Genomic DNA, 18,030 nt, shown 5'->3' with positions numbered 1-18,030 from the left:
GTCCTGCGATCCTGCCATGGTTTTTGGATTTCGATGGCGTCCATCCCTTCGGGTCATACGGGCGCCTTGCCCGTTGTGCCCAGCCGCCGGATTGCTGCTGGACTGTCAGTCGGCACGAACGCGAACACCGAAGCGCGGTGTTCGCCCATCATGCCCGGATGCTCGCCGTCAACGGCTCGCATCCGACGCGCACGCAGCCTCGACGAAAAACCTTTAAACAAACGCTTTCGTTCGAAATCACGCGCGAAAACGCGCGCCGGTTGGCGCGCGCAAGAACTCTTAACGACGAATGTTGTGCTTCTCGAGCAGCGCCTTGTAGCGCGCCTCGTCCTTCTTCTTCACATAGTCGAGGAGCGAGCGGCGGGTCGAGACCAGCTTCAAGAGACCGCGACGCGAATGATTGTCCTTCACGTGGGTCTTGAAATGGTTGGTGAGGTTGGCGATGCGTTCCGACAGGATCGCGACCTGAACCTCTGGCGAGCCGGTATCGCCGGCCTTGTTGGCATTCGTCTTGATGACTTCCGCTTTGCGTTCTGCGGCAATCGACATCGTCAATTTCTCTCGTTGCGATCGGCGCTGGCAGTCAGGCCGGTCAGGTTGAACACACGCTTGGGGATGATTTCGCCATTGCCGACTTCGGCAAGCGCGAGAAGCCGGCCTGCCACCGTGACATAGACTGTGCCGCTACAAGTGGGCGCATCCCGTCCGCGCAACAAAACGGCCTGGCCCCGATGGAGCCTTGCCGCATCAGCCCGAGTGACGGCCAGTGCCGGGATGTCGTCCAGCGCGGTCTCAACGGGCATAAGCGCGTCGGCGAGGCTACCCTCGCCGGACGCGGCTCTATCGCACAAAGCCTCCAGCTGATCCAGCGGAATCATGTCGTTCTCGCCAAATGGGCCGACCAGGGTCCGCCGCAGTGCGCAGATATGGCCGTAAGTGCCGAGAATCCGGCCCATATCGCGGGCCAGCGCGCGGACATAGGTGCCCTTGCCGCACTCGGCCTCGAACACGGCCAGGTCGCTATCCGGTTGATCTACAAGGCTTAATCGGTGAATCTCGACCGGGCGCGAGGCCAGTTCCACGATCTCGCCGTCGCGGGCGAGGTCGTAGGCGCGCTCGCCCTGGACCTTGATCGCGGAATAGCGCGGCGGGATCTGCTGGATCACCCCGGTGAAACGGGGCAGCAGGGCCTCGATGGCCTCCCGAGTCGGGCGCTGGTCCGAGGTTGCGGTCGCCCGGCCCTCGATGTCGTCGGTGTCGCGCTCCTCGCCCCAGCACACCGTGAACCGGTAGCGCTTGCGGCCGTCCATGACGAAGGGGACGGTCTTGGTGGCCTCGCCGAGCGCGATCGGCAGGCCGCCGGAGGCCAGCGGATCTAGCGTGCCGGCATGGCCGGCGCGTTTGGCGTTGAACAGGCGCTTGAGCACGGCAACGGCCTGCGTCGAGGTCATGCCGATCGGCTTGTCGAGCACGACCCAGCCGTGGACGTCGCGACGGTCGCGGCGCGGCTGGTTGCCCTTCTGCTTGTTGGCGCGCGGATCGTTGTTGACGCGGCGCGGCTCTTGAGCGGGCTGAGAATTGCCGCTCATGTCCGCAAAATTATTCTTCTGCACGTCGAGCTGATCGGCCTCTTCGCCGCCGATCGTGCCGTGAGCCGGGTCCATCGTCATCGTTCTTCTTCCCGATCCGTATCCGGATCCTGTTCCAGGTCCTTCTGCACCGCGGGTGTTCGCAAAAGCTTCTCGATCCGTTCCGCTTCGTCGAATCGTTCGTCGACGCGGAAGCGAAGGTCAGGTGCAAATTTCAAGTTAACGCGCCGCGCGACCTCGCCGCGCAGGAATTTCTTGTTGCGCTCGAGCGCAGCGAGGACGATCTCGGTGTCGCGGCCACCGAGCGGCATCACGTAGACTGTTGCGAGCTTCAGGTCGGGCGACATCCGCACCTCCGGCACGGTGATGATGTGACCTTCGAGGTCAGCATCATGCACGCTGCCTTGCGCCAGAATCTCGGCTATCGCATGGCGAACCTGCTCGCCGACCCGCAACTGACGTTGCGAGCCGCCAGACGCGGAACTCTTTTTTTGATGATGGCGGGGCATGGTCTGAAAATCACCTCGTCATGCCCGCTTTTGGGACACGGGCATTGTCATTTGTCTTGCTGAAACGAAGAGGGGCGGATGGCCGGAAAAAATCCGGCCATCGTACTCCCGCAATTCAGTTCAAAAAGATCCAGGCGCTTCGGTAAGATTTGGACTTACAGGGAGCGCTGGATCGTCTCCACGCGGTAACACTCGATGACGTCACCGGCGCGCATGTCGTGATAGTTCTCGAAGGCCATGCCGCATTCCTGACCGGACTGGACTTCCTTCACTTCGTCCTTGAAGCGCTTCAGCGTCGACAGCTTGCCTTCGTGCACGACGACGTTGTCGCGGATCAGGCGCACGTTGGCGCCGCGTTCCACGGTGCCGTCGGTGACGCGGCAGCCGGCGACCTTGCCGACCTTGGAGATGTTGAAGATCTCCAGGATCGCGGCATTGCCGAGCATGGTTTCCCGCAGGGTCGGCGCGAGCAGGCCGCTCATGGCCTTCTTCACGTCGTCCACGAGGTCGTAGATGATGTTGTAGTAGCGGATCTCGATGCCGTTGCGCTTGGCGGCCGCAGCGGCCTCCTTGTTCGCACGAACCGAGAAGCCGATGATCGCGGCGTTGAAGCCCTCCGCGAGCGTCACGTCCGATTCCGAGATGCCGCCGACACCCGCATGCAGGATGCGCGCGGCGACTTCGTCGGTGCCGAGCTTCTCCAGCGAGCCGAGGATCGCTTCCAGCGAGCCCTGCACGTCGGCCTTGATGATCAGCGGGAATTCCTTGCGGCCCGCCGTCTTCAACTGCGACATCATCTGCTCGAGCGAGCCGCGCATGCCGGAGATCGAGGCAGCCGCGTTCTCGCGCTTCTGGTGCGCGCGGTAGCTGGTGACCTGGCGGGCGCGGGCTTCGTTCTCGACCACGGCGAGACGATCGCCGGCTTCCGGCGGACCGTTGAAGCCGAGCACCTCGACCGGCACGGATGGACCTGCCTCCTGCACCGTCTCGCCCTGATCCGAGATCAGCGCGCGGACGCGGCCCATTTCGGCGCCGGCGACGATGATGTCACCGACACGGAGCGTGCCGCGCTGGACCAGAACGGTCGCGACCGGACCGCGGCCACGATCGAGCTTGGCTTCGATCACGGTGCCTTCGGCCGGACGATCCGAATTGGTCTTGAGGTCGAGGATGTCGGCCTGGAGCGCGATCATCTCGAGCAGCTTGTCGAGATTCGTCTTGTTCTTCGCCGACACTTCGACATCGACGACTTCGCCGCCGAAGGATTCGACCTGCACCTCGTGCTGGAGCAGCTCGGTGCGCACGCGCTCGGGCTTGGCGTCGGGCTTGTCGATCTTGTTGATGGCAACAATGATCGGCACCCGCGCCGCCTTGGCGTGGTTGATGGCTTCGATCGTCTGCGGCATCACGCCGTCGTCGGCCGCAACCACCAGCACGACGATGTCGGTCACCTTGGCGCCGCGCGCGCGCATCGCGGTGAACGCGGCGTGGCCGGGCGTGTCGATGAAGGTGATCTTCTTGCCGCTTTCGGGCGACAGCACCTGATAGGCGCCGATATGCTGGGTGATGCCGCCGGCTTCGCCGGAGACCACGTTGGCATGACGAAGCGCATCGAGCAGCGAGGTCTTGCCGTGGTCGACGTGACCCATCACCGTCACCACCGGCGAGCGCGGCTCGGTGTCGGTCGAATCGTCGATGGCGTCGAACAGGCCTTCTTCAACGTCGGACGCGGCAACGCGCTTGACGGTGTGACCAAGCTCCTCGGCGATCAGCTGCGCAGTGTCGGCATCGATCACGTCGGTGATCTTGTGGATCGCGCCCTGCTTCATCAGCATGCGGATGATTTCCACCGCGCGCTCCGACATGCGGTTGGCGAGCTCCTGGATGGTGATCGCTTCCGGAATGACCACCTCGCGGATGAGCTTTTCCTTCGGCTCGTTCGCGGCATGGCCCTTCAGGCGCTGGGTGCGGCGGCGGAACGAGGCGATCGAGCGCTCGCGGACGTCGTCGGCATTGAAGGCGGTGACGACCGTCAGGCGGCCGCGCTCCTTCTGCGGGCCGGGCTTGTGGGTGGGCTTGGGAGCGACCACAGGCCGCGCAGCGCCGCCGGGGCCGCGACGGATCTGGCGCGGACCGTCGTCCTCGTCCGGTCCGGCTGCGACGGCGGGGGCGCGGCCCACCGGGCCTCCCGGCCGCTGCGTGGTCGTTCCGGGTCGCGCGGTCGTTGTTCCCGGGCGTGCCGTGGTGGTTGTGCCGGGTCGCGCCATCGGCGCTCCGGGCCGCGCTGCAGGAGCGGCCGAGGTCCCCGTTGCAGGGCGCGCCACAGATTGCGGCTGCTCGCCTTCGCCAAAACGCTTCTTGGCCTCGGTTTCGGCCTTCCGCTTGGCTTCCTCCTCGTGACGGTGACGCTCCTCCTCGGCCTTGCGGCGGGCTTCGGCGGCCTCACGATCAGCACGCTCGGCGCTTTCGCGGACCGCGCGGCGCTGGGCCTCTTCTTCGGCATGGCGGCGCTCTTCGACTTCGCGCACCTTGGCATCGGCCAGCGCGCTGGCGCGGGCGGAACGTTCGTCCTCGGTCAGCGTGCGCAGCACCACGCCGGAGCCGGCGTTGCGCGGCGGCGCGGGGCGCGCCGGGGCAGGCTTGGGCGCGGCGGCCGGCGCGGGCTTCGCCACTTCGGCCACCTGCGGTTCAGGGCTGCCGTCGACACGGCGCTTGCCACGCTTCTCGACCACGACCTGTTTGCTACGGCCATGACTGAAGCTCTGGCGCACGGTGCCCGTTTCGACGCGCGGCTTGAGCGATAGCGTCTTGCTCGGAACGCTCAGCTTCTTGTCGCCAGGGGTCTTGGTATCAACCATTAAGCAGTCCTAATCCTGATCTTGTTGTCTTGTGCGTTGCCGCACCGTGCTATCGGGTGGTCGTTGTCTCTCAGAAATCCTGGCCGGGCTTTTCGGCAGTCCTGTCAGCGTCCGCCATCCGGTATCGGACCAGCATCTGGCTACGTGACAGGAATGACTTGCTCGCCGGGCCCGCGAGCAGGGCAGCATGTATCACATTTGACCGGGTAAGTGCCAAATCCAATTCTGTCGATTTTAGTGCAGTGACGACGGGAATCTCCGGCTTGGCGCCGCGATTTCCCTCATTTTGACGCGCCAGCATGTCCAATTTGCGGATTCCGTCCGCGGCCCCGTCGCTGGCATGGATCAGGACCTCGACCGTACCCTCCCGAAGCGCGCTTTCGACCTTGCCGAAACCGGCGACGATCTGGCGCGCCTTGGCCGCAATCCCAAGGGCTTCGACCACGCTCCGGACCAGGAGCGCCTCGAGGTCGGCGGGAAACGTCTGAGGGATGCGCAGCTCGCGCTTGAAGGCTTTCGTAAAATGGTGACGCCGAACGGCTTCCGCAACCACCTCGCGCGAGGCGGTGACCCACATGCCGCGTCCGGGCAGCTTGCGCTTGAGATCGGGAACTATGTGCCCTTGCGGCGAGACGACGAAGCGGATCAGCTCGTCGATCGGCCGGACCTCGCGGCTGACCGCACACATCCGCACGGTCGCGGACCTTTCGGTCCGCGGTCCATGGTCGAGTTCGGGGTCAGTATCGGCGAGCATCCGGGTGACATCCTCCTTCGCCCTAAGCCGGCTGATCTTCGGTCGCCTCGGCCTCTTCAGCAGGCTTGGCGAGATCGGCCTCGGTGATCCATCCGGCCTTGACGCGGGCCTGCATGATCATCGCTTCAGCATCGTCACGGGAGATCTCCAGGCCATCGAGCGCGCCCGGATATTTGGTCTGCTCGCCGCCTTCCTTGCGCTCGGTCCAGCCGACCAGATCGTCCGTGGCGCAGCCGGCGAGGTCGTCGACGGTCTTGATGTCGTTCTCGCCGAACTTCACCAGCATCTTCGAGGTGACGCCGGGCACGTCCTTCACGGCGTCCTCGACGCCGAGTTCCTTGCGCCTGGCCTCGAGCTCGGCTTCCAGCTGTTCGAGATATTCCCGGGCGCGGTTCTGGAGTTCCTGCGCGGTCTCCTCGTCGAAACCTTCGATGCCGGCGAGTTCCTTGACGTCCACCATCGCGAGTTCCTCGACCGACGTGAAGCCTTCGGACGCCAGCAACTGGCCGACCACTTCGTCGACATTGAGCGATTCCATGAAGACGCGGGTGGAGTTCTCGAAGTCGGCCTGGCGGCGCTCCGATTCCTCCTGCTCGGTCAGGATGTCGATGTCCCAGCCGGTGAGCTGCGAGGCCAGACGCACATTCTGGCCTCGGCGGCCGATCGCCAGCGAGAGCTGGTTGTTGGTGTCGGGCACGACGACCTCGATGCGCTCGCGGTCTTCGTCGATGACGACCTTGGAGACTTCGGCCGGCGCCAGCGCGTTGACCACGAAGGTCGCGATGTCGGGCGACCAGGGGATGATGTCGATCTTCTCGCCCTGCAATTCGTTCACCACCGCCTGCACGCGCGAACCGCGCATACCGACGCAGGCGCCGACCGGATCGACCGAGGAATCACGAGAAATCACGCCGATTTTTGCGCGCGAGCCGGGATCGCGGGCGACCGCCTTGATCTCGACGATGCCGTCATAGATCTCGGGCACTTCCTGCGCGAACAGCTTTGCCATGAACTGCGGATGGGTGCGGGAGAGGAAGATCTGCGGCCCGCGGGTCTCGCGGCGGACATCGAAGATGTAGGCGCGGACGCGGTCGCCGTTGCGGAACACTTCGCGCGGCAGCATCTCGTCGCGGCGGATGATGGCCTCGCCGCGGCCGAGATCGACGATCACACTGCCATATTCGACGCGCTTGACGACGCCGTTGACGATGTCGCCGATGCGGTCCTTGAATTCCATATATTGCCGGTCGCGCTCGGCTTCGCGCACCTTTTGCACGATCACCTGCTTGGCGGATTGCGCGGCGATGCGGCCATATTCCAGCGGCGGCAGGGTGTCGGCGATGGTGTCGCCGACCTGGGCACCGGGATTGGCGCGCTGCGCATCCACCAGCGAAATCTGGTTGGAATGGTTTTCGACCGTCTCGACCACCAGCATGTGGCGCGACAGCCGCAGCTCGCCCTTCTTCGGGTCGATCTCGGCGTGAACGTCGGTCTCGCTGCCGTAGCGGGCCCGCGCCGCCTTGGCGATGGCATCCTCCATCGCCGCGATGACGATGCCGCGGTCGATCGATTTCTCGCGCGCAACGGCGTCGGCGATCTGAAGCAATTCAAGTCGATTGGCGCTGACTGCCATGGCTAGTCTCCTTCGTCAGGATCGATTTCGCCCCGTCGCGCGCGTTCGGCGGCCAGGCGATGTTTCTTGGTATTGGTCGGAGCCGGCTTCTTCGTCGCGGCCGGCGTCGGTTTCTTAGTCGGCTTGGTGTTCTTGGTCGTTTTTTCGCTGATGCTGGCGTGCGGCGCCGCCGGCGGCTCGAGGCCGAGATTGCGGCGCATTTCGCGGGCCTGGGCCTTGCCGCGGCGCATGGATTCCGCGATCAGCTCGTCCGTCAGCACCAGCCGTGCCTCGGCGATGTCTTCCATCGTCAGGAGAACGTCGGCAGCCTCGCCCGCCTTGATGTCGTCGCGATGCAGATGCACGCGGTCGCCTTCGACGGGGCCGATCGTGCCGCGGAACCGCTTCCGCCCCTCATGGGCGACAGCCATTTCGACCTTCACCAGATGGCCGGCATAACGCTCGAAATCGGAGCGGCGCACCAGCGGGCGGTCGATCCCCGGTGAGGAGATTTCCAGCCGATAGGCGCGATCGACGGGATCGGCGACGTCGAGCACGGGCGACAGTGCCCGCGAGATCGCCTCGCAATCCTCGATCTGCATGGAGCCGTCCGGCCGCTCTGCCATAACCTGCACGGTGCAGCCGGATTCCCCGGAAATGCGGATCCGCACCAGGCGGTAGCCCATGCCTTCGAGCACCGGCCCCGCGACCGCGGACACCCGCGCCGCGACGCCCGGCTCGACCACGAGCCTCGGCTCGGCCAGCAATTCGGCATCCGTGGAACCAGGGTTCGGTTCGGTCATGTCAGAGGTCAAGGCGCTCGGTATGGTTAAGGCTTGGTTAAGCTTTCAAGCCCGCTTCGGAACTCTCCCGACAGATCGGCGGGCCGCACATCTTCCACCAGGCCGCGTTCAGGTAATAAAAAAGAGCGGGTCCTTTCGGGCCCACTCTCACTACGCGGATCGTATGAGAAGATGAATTGCCGGTGATATAGCCCTTTCCGCCCTCTCGGACAAGGCCCATTGCACGGCGCGCGAGGCTTTTTGCGCCCGCTGTGCGGCCCGCTGGCGCAACGCTTCCTTCACCTCCAAGGCCTAGATTCCCTGATTGTGGGGCGGCTTGGACCAGGGCGTACCCGCGGCGTGCCCCCTACGAGTTTGCGTTTTCATGACCGTTGCCACGTCGCTCATTCCCGGACTGGACGATATCGTCAAACGCGGCGACCCGCGGCGTCGCGGCGAGATCGCGCATGCCATTTCCCAATTGTTCTTTCAGGACGCCGAGAACCTCCGTCCCGATGTCATCGATCTCTTCGACAATCTGCTGATCGATCTCGTCCCGCATGCCGAGCTCGCCTCGCGCGTCGATCTCGCCGAACGCTTCTCGCGCCTGAACAACGCGCCGCGGCGTCTCGTGAGCGAGCTCGCGCGCGAAAACGAAATCGCGGTGGCGGGCCCCGTGCTGCGCCATTCGCCCGTGCTCGACGACGCCGCTCTCGTCGAAATCGCGCGACTGAAGGGCCAGGGACATCTGCTGGCGATGAGCGAACGCCCCACGCTGTCGGCTGTCATCACCGACGTGCTGGTCGAGCGCGGCGATCGCGACGTGGTGCGCCGCGCCGCGGGCAATGCCGGCGCGGTGTTCTCGCCTGGCAGCTATTCGGAGCTGATCAAGCGTGCCGCGCAGGATGGCGTGCTGACGCTCAGGATCGGCCAGCGCAGCGATCTTTCGGGTGAGAACCTGAAACAGCTTCTCGACGGTACGCTCGACGTCATCCGCCGTCGCCTCTCGAGCGTGGTCAATCCCGTGCGCCAGGTCGAGATCACGCGCGCCATGGCGGCCATCGAGGAAGCCACGCTGCCGCCGGGCCCGCGTCGCGATTTCTCGGGAGCGCAACGTACGGTGCTGGCCTTGCATCGCGGGGGCCATCTTGGCGAGAGCGCGCTGTTTGGCTTCGCGAAGGCCTACAAATACGAGGAGGCGATCGCTTCGCTCTCGGCGATGTCCGGAGTCCGCCTCTCGGTCCTCGACCGCCTGATCACGGGTGACCGCTACGATCCAATTCTGGTGCTGGGGCGTGTGCTGAATGTCAGCTGGCCGACGGTGCGGGCGCTGATCCTGATGTGGTACGGCCCGAATCGCACGCCAGCCGATGCCGATCTTGAGCAGGCGCGCGCGAATTTCACGCGCTTGATGCCGACGACCGCCGAGCGCGTCGTGAATTTCTGGCGCAACCGGCAGACGATCTAGACCCGCCTGAATCGCAGATACGCCGCCTTGCGCCCCTCGCGAGTGGCCTTTCGGCCGTAGCGCGTCATCGTGTATCCGGCCCACGGCAGGCGAAAATCATCGGCGCGCTCCGCGAGCCAGACAAAGTCCTGCGAGCGCGACAGATGCGACAGCGTCCAGGCGCAGTAATCGTCGATGTCGCAGACGAAACGAAATTCGCCGCCGGCTTTCAACACGCGCGCCATCGCGGCGATGGTCCGGTCCTGGACGAAGCGCCGCTTCCAGTGCCGCCGTTTCGGCCAGGGATCGGGATGGATCAGGTCAATCCGCGACAGCGAAGCTTCCGGCAGCCAGGCCAGGAGCTCGGCGGCATCGCCTGCGAACAGGCGGATGTTGCCGATCTCGGCGGCCTCGATCTGCGCGAGGATCTTCGCCATGCCGTTGACGTAAGGCTCGCAGCCAATGAAGCCGGTTGTGGCGAAGGTCTGCGCTTCCGCCGCAAGATGCTCGCCGCCGCCGAAGCCGATCTCGAGCCGCAAATCGTCGGCTGCGGGGGCGAAGATCTCGCGGGCATCCGCCGGTGCTGCGCGGTCGATGGCGAGCGCAAGACGCGGCAGCAGATGATCGATCAGCTCGGCTTGGTGCTGCCTGAGCTTGTGGCCCTTGCGGCGTCCGAAGAAGGCGCGCTCGCTGTCCTCGCGATCCGGATCTGATTTGCGCTCACTCATCGTAGCGTCTGGTAGAGGCGGTGGAGCAGCCGCGCGCGCGGTGCGAGCGACGAGACATAGAGCTGCTCATAATGGGTGTGCGCGCCCTTGCCGTCGACGCCGAGCCCGTCGAGCGTCGCGGTGTGGGCGGCGGTGAAATTGCCGTCCGAGCCGCCGCCGGTGTGAACGTCCACCAGATCGAAGCCGATCTCCGTGGCAACCGTCTTTGCATGTTCGTACAGCGAAGCGCCTGCATTGCTCTTCTCGTAAGGCGGACGATTGAGCCCGCCCGTGACCTTGACGGTGACGCCATCTGTCTTCGATGTCAAAGCGAGGATCTTGCCGACGAATTCATCCGCGTCCTTGAAGCTCGGCACGCGCAGATCGATTTCAGCATAGGCTTCTTCCGGGGTCACGTTGGGCCGCGTGCCGCCGCGCACCACGCCGACATTGACGGTGACGCCGCGCGCCAGATCGTTCATCGCCTCCAGCGCCAGGATGACGTTGGCAAGCTCGCGGATCGCGCTGCGGCCATCCTGGGGCCGCGTGCCGGCATGCGCGGGCACGCCCTTGATGAACACTTCGAATCGCCCGACGCCCTTGCGACCGGTGACGATCTTGCCGCCCTCGCGCGCCGGCTCCGTCACCAGCACGTACTTCGCCTTGCGCCCTTCGGTCTCGATGAGTGCGCGAGAGGTGGGGCTGCCGATCTCCTCGTCCGAAGTGAACAGATGGGTGATGCCGAGCGGCCGGCGATCGGCCGTGGCGCAAAGCGCGCGAAAGGCGTGGTGGGCGATGTAGGCGCCGCCCTTCATGTCGTAGATGCCGGGACCGAACGCGCTGTCGCCTTCGACCTTGAACGGCAGGCGCTCGATGAATCCCATGGGGTGAACGGTATCGAGGTGGCTCAGCACCAGGATGCCCGGCCGGTCCTGGCCCCAGGTCGAGCGCGCCACGAGATGATCGCCGCAACCATCGACACCGGCGATGCGCTCGAGCGTAACAGGGAGATCGCGGTATTGCTCCGCGACCATCGAGACGAGCTTGTTGACCTGTTCAGGCGTGTCCGTTGGCGTCTCGACCTCCACCCAGCGGCGGATGCCATCGAGAATAGTTTGAGAATCGAACCAATTGGAGCTGGCCATGGGCGCATCTGTGCCTTTGAATCGCATCATCAAGGAGGACGCGCATCAAAGCGCGCCACAAATGACGACATAGGCCAGATTTGACGCAGTCTCAAATCGGATTGAGATGGCGCGTCAGCGCTTGTCGGGGCCTTCGCGGGCCGCAATCTGCTCGACGAGATCGACGATCGAGCGGCGCATCTTCGAATCGGTGATTCGGGTGAACGCCTTGGTCAAAGCGAGTCCTTCGGAAGTCGCGAGGAAATCCGAGACGTAAGACGGCGATGCGCCTTCTGCGAAGCCGTCCGGCCCCGCCACGCCGCTCGGACCGCCCTCGAACAGGAAGGACACCGGCACCTGGAGAATTTCGGCAATTTGCTGGATGCGGCTCGCGCCGACCCGGTTTGTGCCCTTCTCGTATTTCTGAACTTGTTGGAAAGTCAGGCCCAAAGCTTCACCGAGCTTTTCCTGGCTCATGCCCAACATGATGCGGCGCATCCGCACGCGACTGCCGACATATTTGTCAACAGGGTTGGGCGCTTTCGACATTTCCTCAGCCCTCCAAACATCACCTTCGGCGCAATCAGGAATGCCTGAGGTGTAAGCAACGTCAAAATCAGACCCTGTTATTGGGAAACATTGCGGAGAAATTTAGCAATACCCACTGTCTTTTGCAGCCGGTGCAGAATGAGGAGGCCGCGTGCAGTCTGTCAACCGTGGGACTACGGTTGTCAAAAGCTATCGGCCGCGGCTGCGTGATCAGGGATGCCGTTTGGCAACACGTCGGCGGATAGCCAGAAACACGGCGAGCGCGACAAACATGGCCGCGGGTACATCGCCCACGCGCGCATAGATGGTCGGCGGGATCGCGGCGGGCAGATTTGCATCCAAAATGCCTTCGATCCCGAGACCGAGGCTGGCGACGATGCGTCCCACCGGATCGATCACTGCGGAAACGCCGGTATTGGCGGAGCGAACCAGCGGCAATCCGAGCTCGATCGCGCGCATCCGCGCCTGTTCGAGGTGTTGGTAGGGGCCGGTCGAGATTCCGAACCAGCCGTCATTGGTGAGATTCACGATCCAGCCCGGACGTTCATTGCGTCCAGCCACCTCGCCGGGAAAGATTGCTTCGTAACAGATCAGCGGCAGCGCGGACGGCGCGCCGGGGACCGGCAGCGCATGCCGCACGGTGCCGGCAATGAAGCCGCCGCGCACACGCGTGAGTTGCTCGAAACCGAGCTTCTCCATCAGACCCTGGTAGGGAAGAAACTCGCCGAACGGCACCAAATGCAGCTTGTCGTACATAGAGAGCACGCTGCCGTCGTGGTCGATCACGTAGATCGAATTGTAGGCGCGTGTGATCGGCGTGCCCCGCGGCAGGTCGGGCGCGCGGACCGAGCCCGTGATCAGCACCGTGCCCTTGGGCAGAAGCTCCGCGATTTGCGCCATCGCATCGGCTTCGCGAGTCAGGAAGAACGGAAAGGCGGATTCCGGCCAGATCAGGATGGTGGCATCGCGCACGCCGGTCGATTGCGGTCCGGAGGCGCGGTCCGACAAGGCCAGATATTTCTTCATCACCTCCGCCTTGGCGGCGTAGTTGAATTTCGCGTCCTGCTGGAGATCCGGCTGCATCAGGCGCAATTTGGTGCCGGCGACCATCGTGGTCGGATGCAGCGACAGGCGGATCGCGCCGAAGATACTCATGACCAGCAGGACTGCCACGGCTGCGGCCGGCGCGCGCCACGCCAGGCGGCGATCGGGCGTGCGGTCGATCAGCGCCGCGGGGCTTGCGAAGATCGCAACCGTCAGGAACGTCATGCCCCACAGGCCGATCAGCGACGCCGTTTGTGCCAGCGGCAGCGGCTCGGACAGCGCATAGCCGAACGCGTTCCAGGGAAAGCCGGTCAGCGCATGACCCCGCAGCCATTCCGTGATGGTGAGGCTTGCCGCGAGCGCAAGCACGCGCGTCGCGTTCTTGGTCCAGAGCAGGCGGGCGAGCGCAAAGCCCATTGCCGTGAAGATCGACAGATAGGCCGGCAGGCCCAGCACGGCGAACGGCGTCAGCCAGGCGAATACATCGGCGTCGACGAAGAAGGCGTAGCCGATCCAGTAGAGGCCGGGCACGAAATAGCCGAGGCCGAACCAGTAGCCGGTCAGCGCCGCGGCGGGGACGCCGCGATATCGTCCGGCGCCGGCGCCGTCGATCAGCCAGACCAACACCGGGAAGGTGACGAATAGCACCGGGAATACATTGAACGGCGCCAGTGCGAGCACCGAGAGCGCGCCGGCAGCCATTGCGACGAGCGCGCGCTTCCATCCCCAGGTCAGGATGATGGCAAGCGCGATCTGGCGAAATCGCTGGAAAGGGCTCACTGCGGACCGGTCCCGTCGCTCGGCGGCGGGGTGGGCGTGTCGCTGGCCGCCGGCTGGCTGCCATCCGGCGCAGCCTCGCGGCGCCGGCTCTCGCGCTGGGTGCGCGGCGCGGGGCGCTCCTTTCGCGTCGAGATCCGCAGTCGCTTGACCCGGCGCGGATCGGCATCGAGCACCTCGATCTCGTAATGGCCGGGACCCGAGATCACCTCGCCGCGCACCGGCAGGCGCCCGACGAAGCTGACGAGATAGCCGCCCAGCGTCTCCACTTCCTCGCCGGCCTCGCCGGTGACGAAGTCCTCGCCGATCACGGTGCGGACGTCGTCGAGGCTGGCGCGGGCGTCGGCGATGAAGGCGTTGTCGGGCAGCCGCACGATCGAGGGTGGCTCGTCGCTGTCATGCTCGTCGTCGATCTCGCCGACGATCTGCTCGACGATGTCCTCGAGCGAGACCAGGCCATCACTGCCGCCATATTCGTCGACCACCAGCGCCAGATGGATGCGGGTGGCCTGCATCTGCGCGAGCAGGTCGATCGCCCGCATCGACGGCGGCACGTAGAGCAGCTTGCGGATGATGCGCGCTTCCTCGAGCGGCAGCGCGAGATCGACCGTACGCAGATCGAGCCCGGCCGGCAGAGGTTTCTTGCGCTTGGTTTTCGTGACCCCCGACACGCGCGCACGCGCGGTCATGAAGGCGAGCAGATCGCGGATATGGACGATGCCGACGGGATCGTCGAGCGTCTCGTTGTAGACCACGAGGCGCGAATGGCCGGCGCTCTCGAAACGGTCCATCAACTCGCCGAGCGGGATGTCGCGCTTGACCGCGACGATGTCGGCGCGATGCACCATGACGTCGGCGATGCGACGCTCGTGCAGGCCGAGGATGTTGCGCAGCATGGTGCGCTCGACCGTCGAGAAGCCGGTGTCGTCGGGCGTCGTCGCGTCGAGCACGACCTGGAGGTCGTCGCGCACCGAACCCGCCTTCCAGCCGAACAGGCTGCGAATGGCACGCAGCAGCCAGCCCTCCGCGGTCGGGCGCATCACCTCGCCGGAGGTCACCACGACCGGTAAATTGGCCGTGTTGCGCGGATTGTCGTGAGTCGGGTCCGAATCCGGCATCTCAATGCGTCCCTGGGCGGTCGGCATAGGGGTCGGGAATGCCGAGATGAGCCAGGATCTCTCGTTCGAGCGCTTCCATTTCCTCGGCGTCGTCTTCGTTTTCGTGGTCGTAGCCGACCAGATGCAGGAAACCGTGCACGGCGAGATGGCTCAAATGATGATCGAACGGCTTTTGTTCCTCGTCCGCCTCACGGCGCGTGGTCTCGTAGGCGATCGCGATGTCGCCCAGCATGCGCGGCGCATCGCCAGGCTTCCAGTCGCCTTCCGGCTGCAGCGCGGGAAACGACAGCACGTTGGTCGGCTTGTCGATGCCGCGCCAGTTGCTGTTCAGGGTGCGGATGCCGGCATCATCGGTCAGCATCACCGCCACTTCCGCCTCCGCAACGTCTTCGTCGACATTCTCGGCGGCGGCCGCCACGGCGCGCTGGATCACGGCTTCGGATTCGGGCTCCCGCTGCCAGCAATCGGCGACGACGAGGACCTCGGTGATGGGAAGGTTGGGGTGTGACATTGTCCTTGTTCCGAACGAAGGGGCGCCGTGTCCGCGCCCATATGGTCCGGTTGCTGTCTCGTCAGGATTTACCGGCGGCCGGCCGCTGCGGCGACCCTTCGTAGGCGGAGACGATCCGCGCCACGAGCTCGTGGCGGATCACGTCTTCGGCCTTGAAATGAACTTGCGCAATGCCTTCGACGCCGCTCAGCAGGCGCGTCGCCTCGGCGAGGCCCGAGGTCTGGCCGTTCGGCAAGTCGATCTGCGAGGGATCGCCGGTGACGATCATGCGGCTGTTCTCGCCAAGGCGGGTCAAGAACATCTTCATCTGCATGGACGTGGTGTTTTGCGCCTCGTCCAGGATGATGGCCGCGTTGGTCAGCGTGCGACCGCGCATGAAGGCGAGTGGCGCGATCTCGATCTCGCCGGTCTGCAGCGCGCGCTCGACAATGCGCGCGTCCATCAGGTCATAGAGCGCGTCGTAGATAGGGCGGAGATAAGGATCGACCTTCTCGCGGAGATCGCCGGGCAAAAAGCCGAGCCGCTCGCCGGCTTCCACCGCCGGGCGCGACAGGATGATCTTGTCGACTTCCTTGCGCTCGAATAGCTGCGCGGCATGCGCGACCGCGAGCCAGGTCTTGCCGGTGCCGGCGGGGCCGATGCCGAACACCAGCTCGTGGCGCTTCAGCGCGCGGATGTAGGAATCCTGCGCCGCCGTGCGCGCACGCACCGGGCGCTTGCGCAGATTGATGCTGTCGAAGCTGGATTTGGCCGACTTGGCATCGAACTCGAACAGCGAGCCCTGCGCGATCACGGCTCGGATCGCGCCCTCGACCTCGCCCTGGTCGAGATCCTGTCCCTTCACGGCCTGGGCGTAGAGCGTCTCCAGCACCCGGCGCGCGGCATCGCAGCCGTCGCGCGAGCCGCCAATCGTGATGTGGTTGCCCTTGGAATCGACGACGACGCCGAGCCGCCGTTCGATCTGTGCCAGATGCTGGCCGTAAGGACCGACCAGCGCCGACGCGGCGCGGTTGTCGTCGAAATCGATGACGACCTGGGTCTCGGGCGGAACCTGCATGTCGCGGTCAAATTTGCGGCTGGGAGCGATGGAAGAAGACGAATCCGATGCGCTTTTTGGCAAGGGTTCAGGCTCCAGTGGCGATGGGCGATAAAGCGGGCACGCGCGCCATGGCGAGCTCGCCGAGGAAGCTGTAGCGTTCGAGACTGTCGATCCGGACCGGCAGGATCTGTCCGATGATGTCGGGGGAGGCCATCACATGCGCGGGCTGGAGGAAGGCGGTGCGGCCGACGATCTGGCCGTCCTTGCGGGCCGGGCGCTCGAACAGCACATCGACCGTTGAGCCAATCGCAGCCTTGTTGAAGGCCGATTGCTGGCTGTCGATCAGTTCCTGGAGCCGCTCCAATCGCTGGTCCATCTCGGAGGGGGACACCGTCTCCTGCATGTCCGCGGCCGGCGTTCCCGGCCGGGCGGAGTATTTGAACGAATATGCCGCAGCGTAGCCGATTTGCGTGACAAGCGCGAGGGTCGCGAGAAAATCTTGCTCGCTCTCGCCGGGGAAGCCGACGATAAAATCTGATGAGAAAGCAATGTCTTGGCGTGCGGACCGGAAACGGTCGACGACACGCCGATAATCATCGGCGGTATGTTTCCGGTTCATGGCAGCCAGAATCCGGTCCGAGCCCGACTGCACCGGCAGGTGCACGAACGGCATCAAGGCATCGAGATCGCGATGGGCTGCAATCAGACTGTCATCGACATCGCGCGGATGGCTGGTCGAATAACGCAGCCGCGCGACGCCCGGGAGCGCCGCGAGGTGCTCCAGCAGCCTGCCGAGCGGCCAGCTTTTTCCGTCCGGTCCCTCGCCGTGATAGGCGTTGACGTTCTGTCCGATCAGCGTGAGCTCGCGCACGCCGTTCTCGGTGAGCCGCTTCACGTCGTCGACGATCTTTGTCACCGGCCGCGAGACTTCCGAGCCACGCGTGTAAGGCACGACGCAGAAGGTGCAGAACTTGTCGCAGCCTTCCTGCACCGTGACGAAAGCGGAAATGCCGCGGGCGCGGATCGCGCCGGGCTTGGGTTGGGCCAGGAAGCCGAACTTGTCCTGAGCCGGGAATTCGGTCTCGATGGCGCGGCCTTCATTGCCGGCGCGCTTCAACAGCTGCGGCAAATGATGATAGCTCTGCGGTCCCACCACGACGTCGACCGCGGGTGCACGGCGCACGATCTCCTCGCCCTCGGCCTGTGCCACGCAGCCTGCGACCGCGATCTGCATGGTACGCCCGTCGCGCGCGGCGGCGTCCTTGGCGACGCGCAGGCGGCCGAGCTCCGAATAGACCTTTTCCGAGGCCTTCTCGCGGATATGGCAGGTGTTGAGGATGACGAGGTCGGCGTCATCAGCGCTGGCCGTCTCCACGAATCCTTCCGGGGCCAGCGTGTCCACCATGCGCTGGGCATCGTAGACGTTCATCTGGCAGCCATATGATTTGATGTGCAGCTTGCGCGGCGGCGTCATGGAATCCGGAATTGAGGTGGAGGACCGCCCTCAGATATAGGCTGGGGAGGCGAAAATCCAGCGATTGGCGCCCTTTGGGCTGTCATTCCGGGGCGAGCGCTGGCGGGAAGTGCGGAATCCCGCCAAAACCTCGGGA

Annotated in this window: 16 protein-coding genes; 1 reads left to right on the top strand and 15 read right to left on the bottom strand. The window is 64.9% G+C overall.

All coding sequences use genetic code 11. The features are described 5' to 3' along the window. Window positions 1-279 precede the first annotated feature (279 nt). The 7 genes from rpsO to rimP form a co-directional block, all read right to left on the bottom strand. Window positions 280-549: a 30S ribosomal protein S15 gene (rpsO, locus tag AB3L03_RS16895; protein ID WP_007598346.1), complete on the bottom strand. Its 270-nt coding sequence runs from the start codon at window positions 547-549 to the stop codon at window positions 280-282. Between the two features lie 2 nt (window positions 550-551). Continuing rightward, on the bottom strand, window positions 552-1,670 hold the full coding sequence (truB, locus tag AB3L03_RS16890; protein ID WP_247375852.1) for a tRNA pseudouridine(55) synthase TruB: 1,119 nt from the start codon (window positions 1,668-1,670) through the stop codon (window positions 552-554). Then, a complete protein-coding gene (gene rbfA / locus AB3L03_RS16885) occupies window positions 1,667-2,098 on the bottom strand; it encodes a 30S ribosome-binding factor RbfA (RefSeq protein WP_026233028.1) in 432 nt (143 codons plus the stop codon). Before rbfA ends, truB begins: the two co-directional genes overlap by 4 nt. Before the next feature lie 155 nt (window positions 2,099-2,253). Then, the gene (gene infB / locus AB3L03_RS16880; protein WP_018455798.1) at window positions 2,254-4,956 is read right to left on the bottom strand and encodes a translation initiation factor IF-2; all 2,703 of its coding nucleotides are present in this window, start codon (window positions 4,954-4,956) and stop codon (window positions 2,254-2,256) included. A gap of 70 nt (window positions 4,957-5,026) precedes the next feature. Beyond that, window positions 5,027-5,710, bottom strand: coding sequence for an RNA-binding protein (locus tag AB3L03_RS16875; protein ID WP_018455799.1), 684 nt, complete (start codon window positions 5,708-5,710; stop codon window positions 5,027-5,029). A gap of 22 nt (window positions 5,711-5,732) precedes the next feature. Next, window positions 5,733-7,343, bottom strand: a complete 1,611-nt coding sequence (gene nusA / locus AB3L03_RS16870; protein WP_007603900.1) for a transcription termination factor NusA — start codon at window positions 7,341-7,343, stop codon at window positions 5,733-5,735. A 2-nt stretch (window positions 7,344-7,345) separates the two neighbouring features. Further along, entirely contained in the window at window positions 7,346-8,125 is a 780-nt protein-coding gene (rimP, locus tag AB3L03_RS16865) for a ribosome maturation factor RimP (RefSeq protein WP_018455800.1), read from the bottom strand. A gap of 364 nt (window positions 8,126-8,489) precedes the next feature. Between rimP and AB3L03_RS16860 the strand changes: the two genes are divergently transcribed. Continuing rightward, window positions 8,490-9,572 carry a DUF2336 domain-containing protein gene (locus AB3L03_RS16860; RefSeq protein WP_085362006.1) on the top strand — a complete coding sequence of 361 codons (1,083 nt, stop codon included), beginning with the start codon at window positions 8,490-8,492 and terminating at the stop codon, window positions 9,570-9,572. Here the strand turns inward: AB3L03_RS16860 and AB3L03_RS16855 are convergent. The 8 genes from AB3L03_RS16855 to miaB all read right to left on the bottom strand — a co-directional run bounded on the left by AB3L03_RS16855 (window position 9,569) and on the right by miaB (window position 17,894). Next, entirely contained in the window at window positions 9,569-10,279 is a 711-nt protein-coding gene (locus tag AB3L03_RS16855; protein WP_085362005.1) for a tRNA (guanine(46)-N(7))-methyltransferase TrmB, read from the bottom strand. The genes AB3L03_RS16860 and AB3L03_RS16855 overlap by 4 nt on opposite strands. Next, a complete protein-coding gene (locus AB3L03_RS16850; RefSeq protein ID WP_026233029.1) occupies window positions 10,276-11,433 on the bottom strand; it encodes a M20 family metallopeptidase in 1,158 nt (385 codons plus the stop codon). Before AB3L03_RS16850 ends, AB3L03_RS16855 begins: the two co-directional genes overlap by 4 nt. Window positions 11,434-11,517: 84 nt before the next feature. Next, window positions 11,518-11,931 carry a helix-turn-helix domain-containing protein gene (locus AB3L03_RS16845; RefSeq protein WP_007598327.1) on the bottom strand — a complete coding sequence of 138 codons (414 nt, stop codon included), beginning with the start codon at window positions 11,929-11,931 and terminating at the stop codon, window positions 11,518-11,520. 210 nt (window positions 11,932-12,141) lie between these two features. Next, complete coding sequence (gene lnt, locus AB3L03_RS16840; RefSeq protein WP_204513048.1) at window positions 12,142-13,755, bottom strand: apolipoprotein N-acyltransferase; 1,614 nt, start codon at window positions 13,753-13,755, stop codon at window positions 12,142-12,144. After that, window positions 13,752-14,870, bottom strand: a complete 1,119-nt coding sequence (locus tag AB3L03_RS16835; RefSeq protein ID WP_231189577.1) for a hemolysin family protein — start codon at window positions 14,868-14,870, stop codon at window positions 13,752-13,754. Before AB3L03_RS16835 ends, lnt begins: the two co-directional genes overlap by 4 nt. Before the next feature lies 1 nt (window position 14,871). Continuing rightward, complete coding sequence (gene ybeY, locus AB3L03_RS16830; protein WP_204513050.1) at window positions 14,872-15,381, bottom strand: rRNA maturation RNase YbeY; 510 nt, start codon at window positions 15,379-15,381, stop codon at window positions 14,872-14,874. Window positions 15,382-15,442: 61 nt separating this feature from the next. After that, a complete protein-coding gene (locus AB3L03_RS16825; protein ID WP_085385549.1) occupies window positions 15,443-16,501 on the bottom strand; it encodes a PhoH family protein in 1,059 nt (352 codons plus the stop codon). A gap of 4 nt (window positions 16,502-16,505) precedes the next feature. After that, window positions 16,506-17,894: a tRNA (N6-isopentenyl adenosine(37)-C2)-methylthiotransferase MiaB gene (gene miaB / locus AB3L03_RS16820; RefSeq protein ID WP_085349873.1), complete on the bottom strand. Its 1,389-nt coding sequence runs from the start codon at window positions 17,892-17,894 to the stop codon at window positions 16,506-16,508. Window positions 17,895-18,030: the final 136 nt, after the last annotated feature.

This window comes from Bradyrhizobium lupini (genome assembly GCF_040939785.1).
In the GTDB taxonomy this organism is placed as follows: Bacteria; Pseudomonadota; Alphaproteobacteria; order Rhizobiales; family Xanthobacteraceae; genus Bradyrhizobium; species Bradyrhizobium canariense_D.
The sequence above is the reverse complement of the archived record's forward strand: the minus strand, read 5'-3'. Positions and strand labels throughout refer to the sequence as shown.

Excerpts from the sequence above, each read along its gene's own strand:
- AB3L03_RS16855 (WP_085362005.1), bottom strand. The coding sequence starts at position 10,279 with ATGAGTGAGCGCAAATCAGATCCGGATCGCGAGGACAGCGAGCGCGCC.
- miaB (WP_085349873.1), bottom strand. The coding sequence starts at position 17,894 with ATGACGCCGCCGCGCAAGCTGCACATCAAATCATATGGCTGCCAGATG.
- nusA (WP_007603900.1), bottom strand. The coding sequence starts at position 7,343 with ATGGCAGTCAGCGCCAATCGACTTGAATTGCTTCAGATCGCCGACGCC.
- AB3L03_RS16875 (WP_018455799.1), bottom strand. The coding sequence starts at position 5,710 with ATGCTCGCCGATACTGACCCCGAACTCGACCATGGACCGCGGACCGAA.
- rimP (WP_018455800.1), bottom strand. The coding sequence starts at position 8,125 with ATGACCGAACCGAACCCTGGTTCCACGGATGCCGAATTGCTGGCCGAG.
- AB3L03_RS16835 (WP_231189577.1), bottom strand. The coding sequence starts at position 14,870 with ATGCCGGATTCGGACCCGACTCACGACAATCCGCGCAACACGGCCAAT.
- rpsO (WP_007598346.1), bottom strand. The coding sequence starts at position 549 with ATGTCGATTGCCGCAGAACGCAAAGCGGAAGTCATCAAGACGAATGCC.
- AB3L03_RS16845 (WP_007598327.1), bottom strand. The coding sequence starts at position 11,931 with ATGTCGAAAGCGCCCAACCCTGTTGACAAATATGTCGGCAGTCGCGTG.
- truB (WP_247375852.1), bottom strand. The coding sequence starts at position 1,670 with ATGACGATGGACCCGGCTCACGGCACGATCGGCGGCGAAGAGGCCGAT.
- infB (WP_018455798.1), bottom strand. The coding sequence starts at position 4,956 with ATGGTTGATACCAAGACCCCTGGCGACAAGAAGCTGAGCGTTCCGAGC.
- AB3L03_RS16860 (WP_085362006.1), top strand. The coding sequence starts at position 8,490 with ATGACCGTTGCCACGTCGCTCATTCCCGGACTGGACGATATCGTCAAA.
- AB3L03_RS16850 (WP_026233029.1), bottom strand. The coding sequence starts at position 11,433 with ATGATGCGATTCAAAGGCACAGATGCGCCCATGGCCAGCTCCAATTGG.
- ybeY (WP_204513050.1), bottom strand. The coding sequence starts at position 15,381 with ATGTCACACCCCAACCTTCCCATCACCGAGGTCCTCGTCGTCGCCGAT.
- rbfA (WP_026233028.1), bottom strand. The coding sequence starts at position 2,098 with ATGCCCCGCCATCATCAAAAAAAGAGTTCCGCGTCTGGCGGCTCGCAA.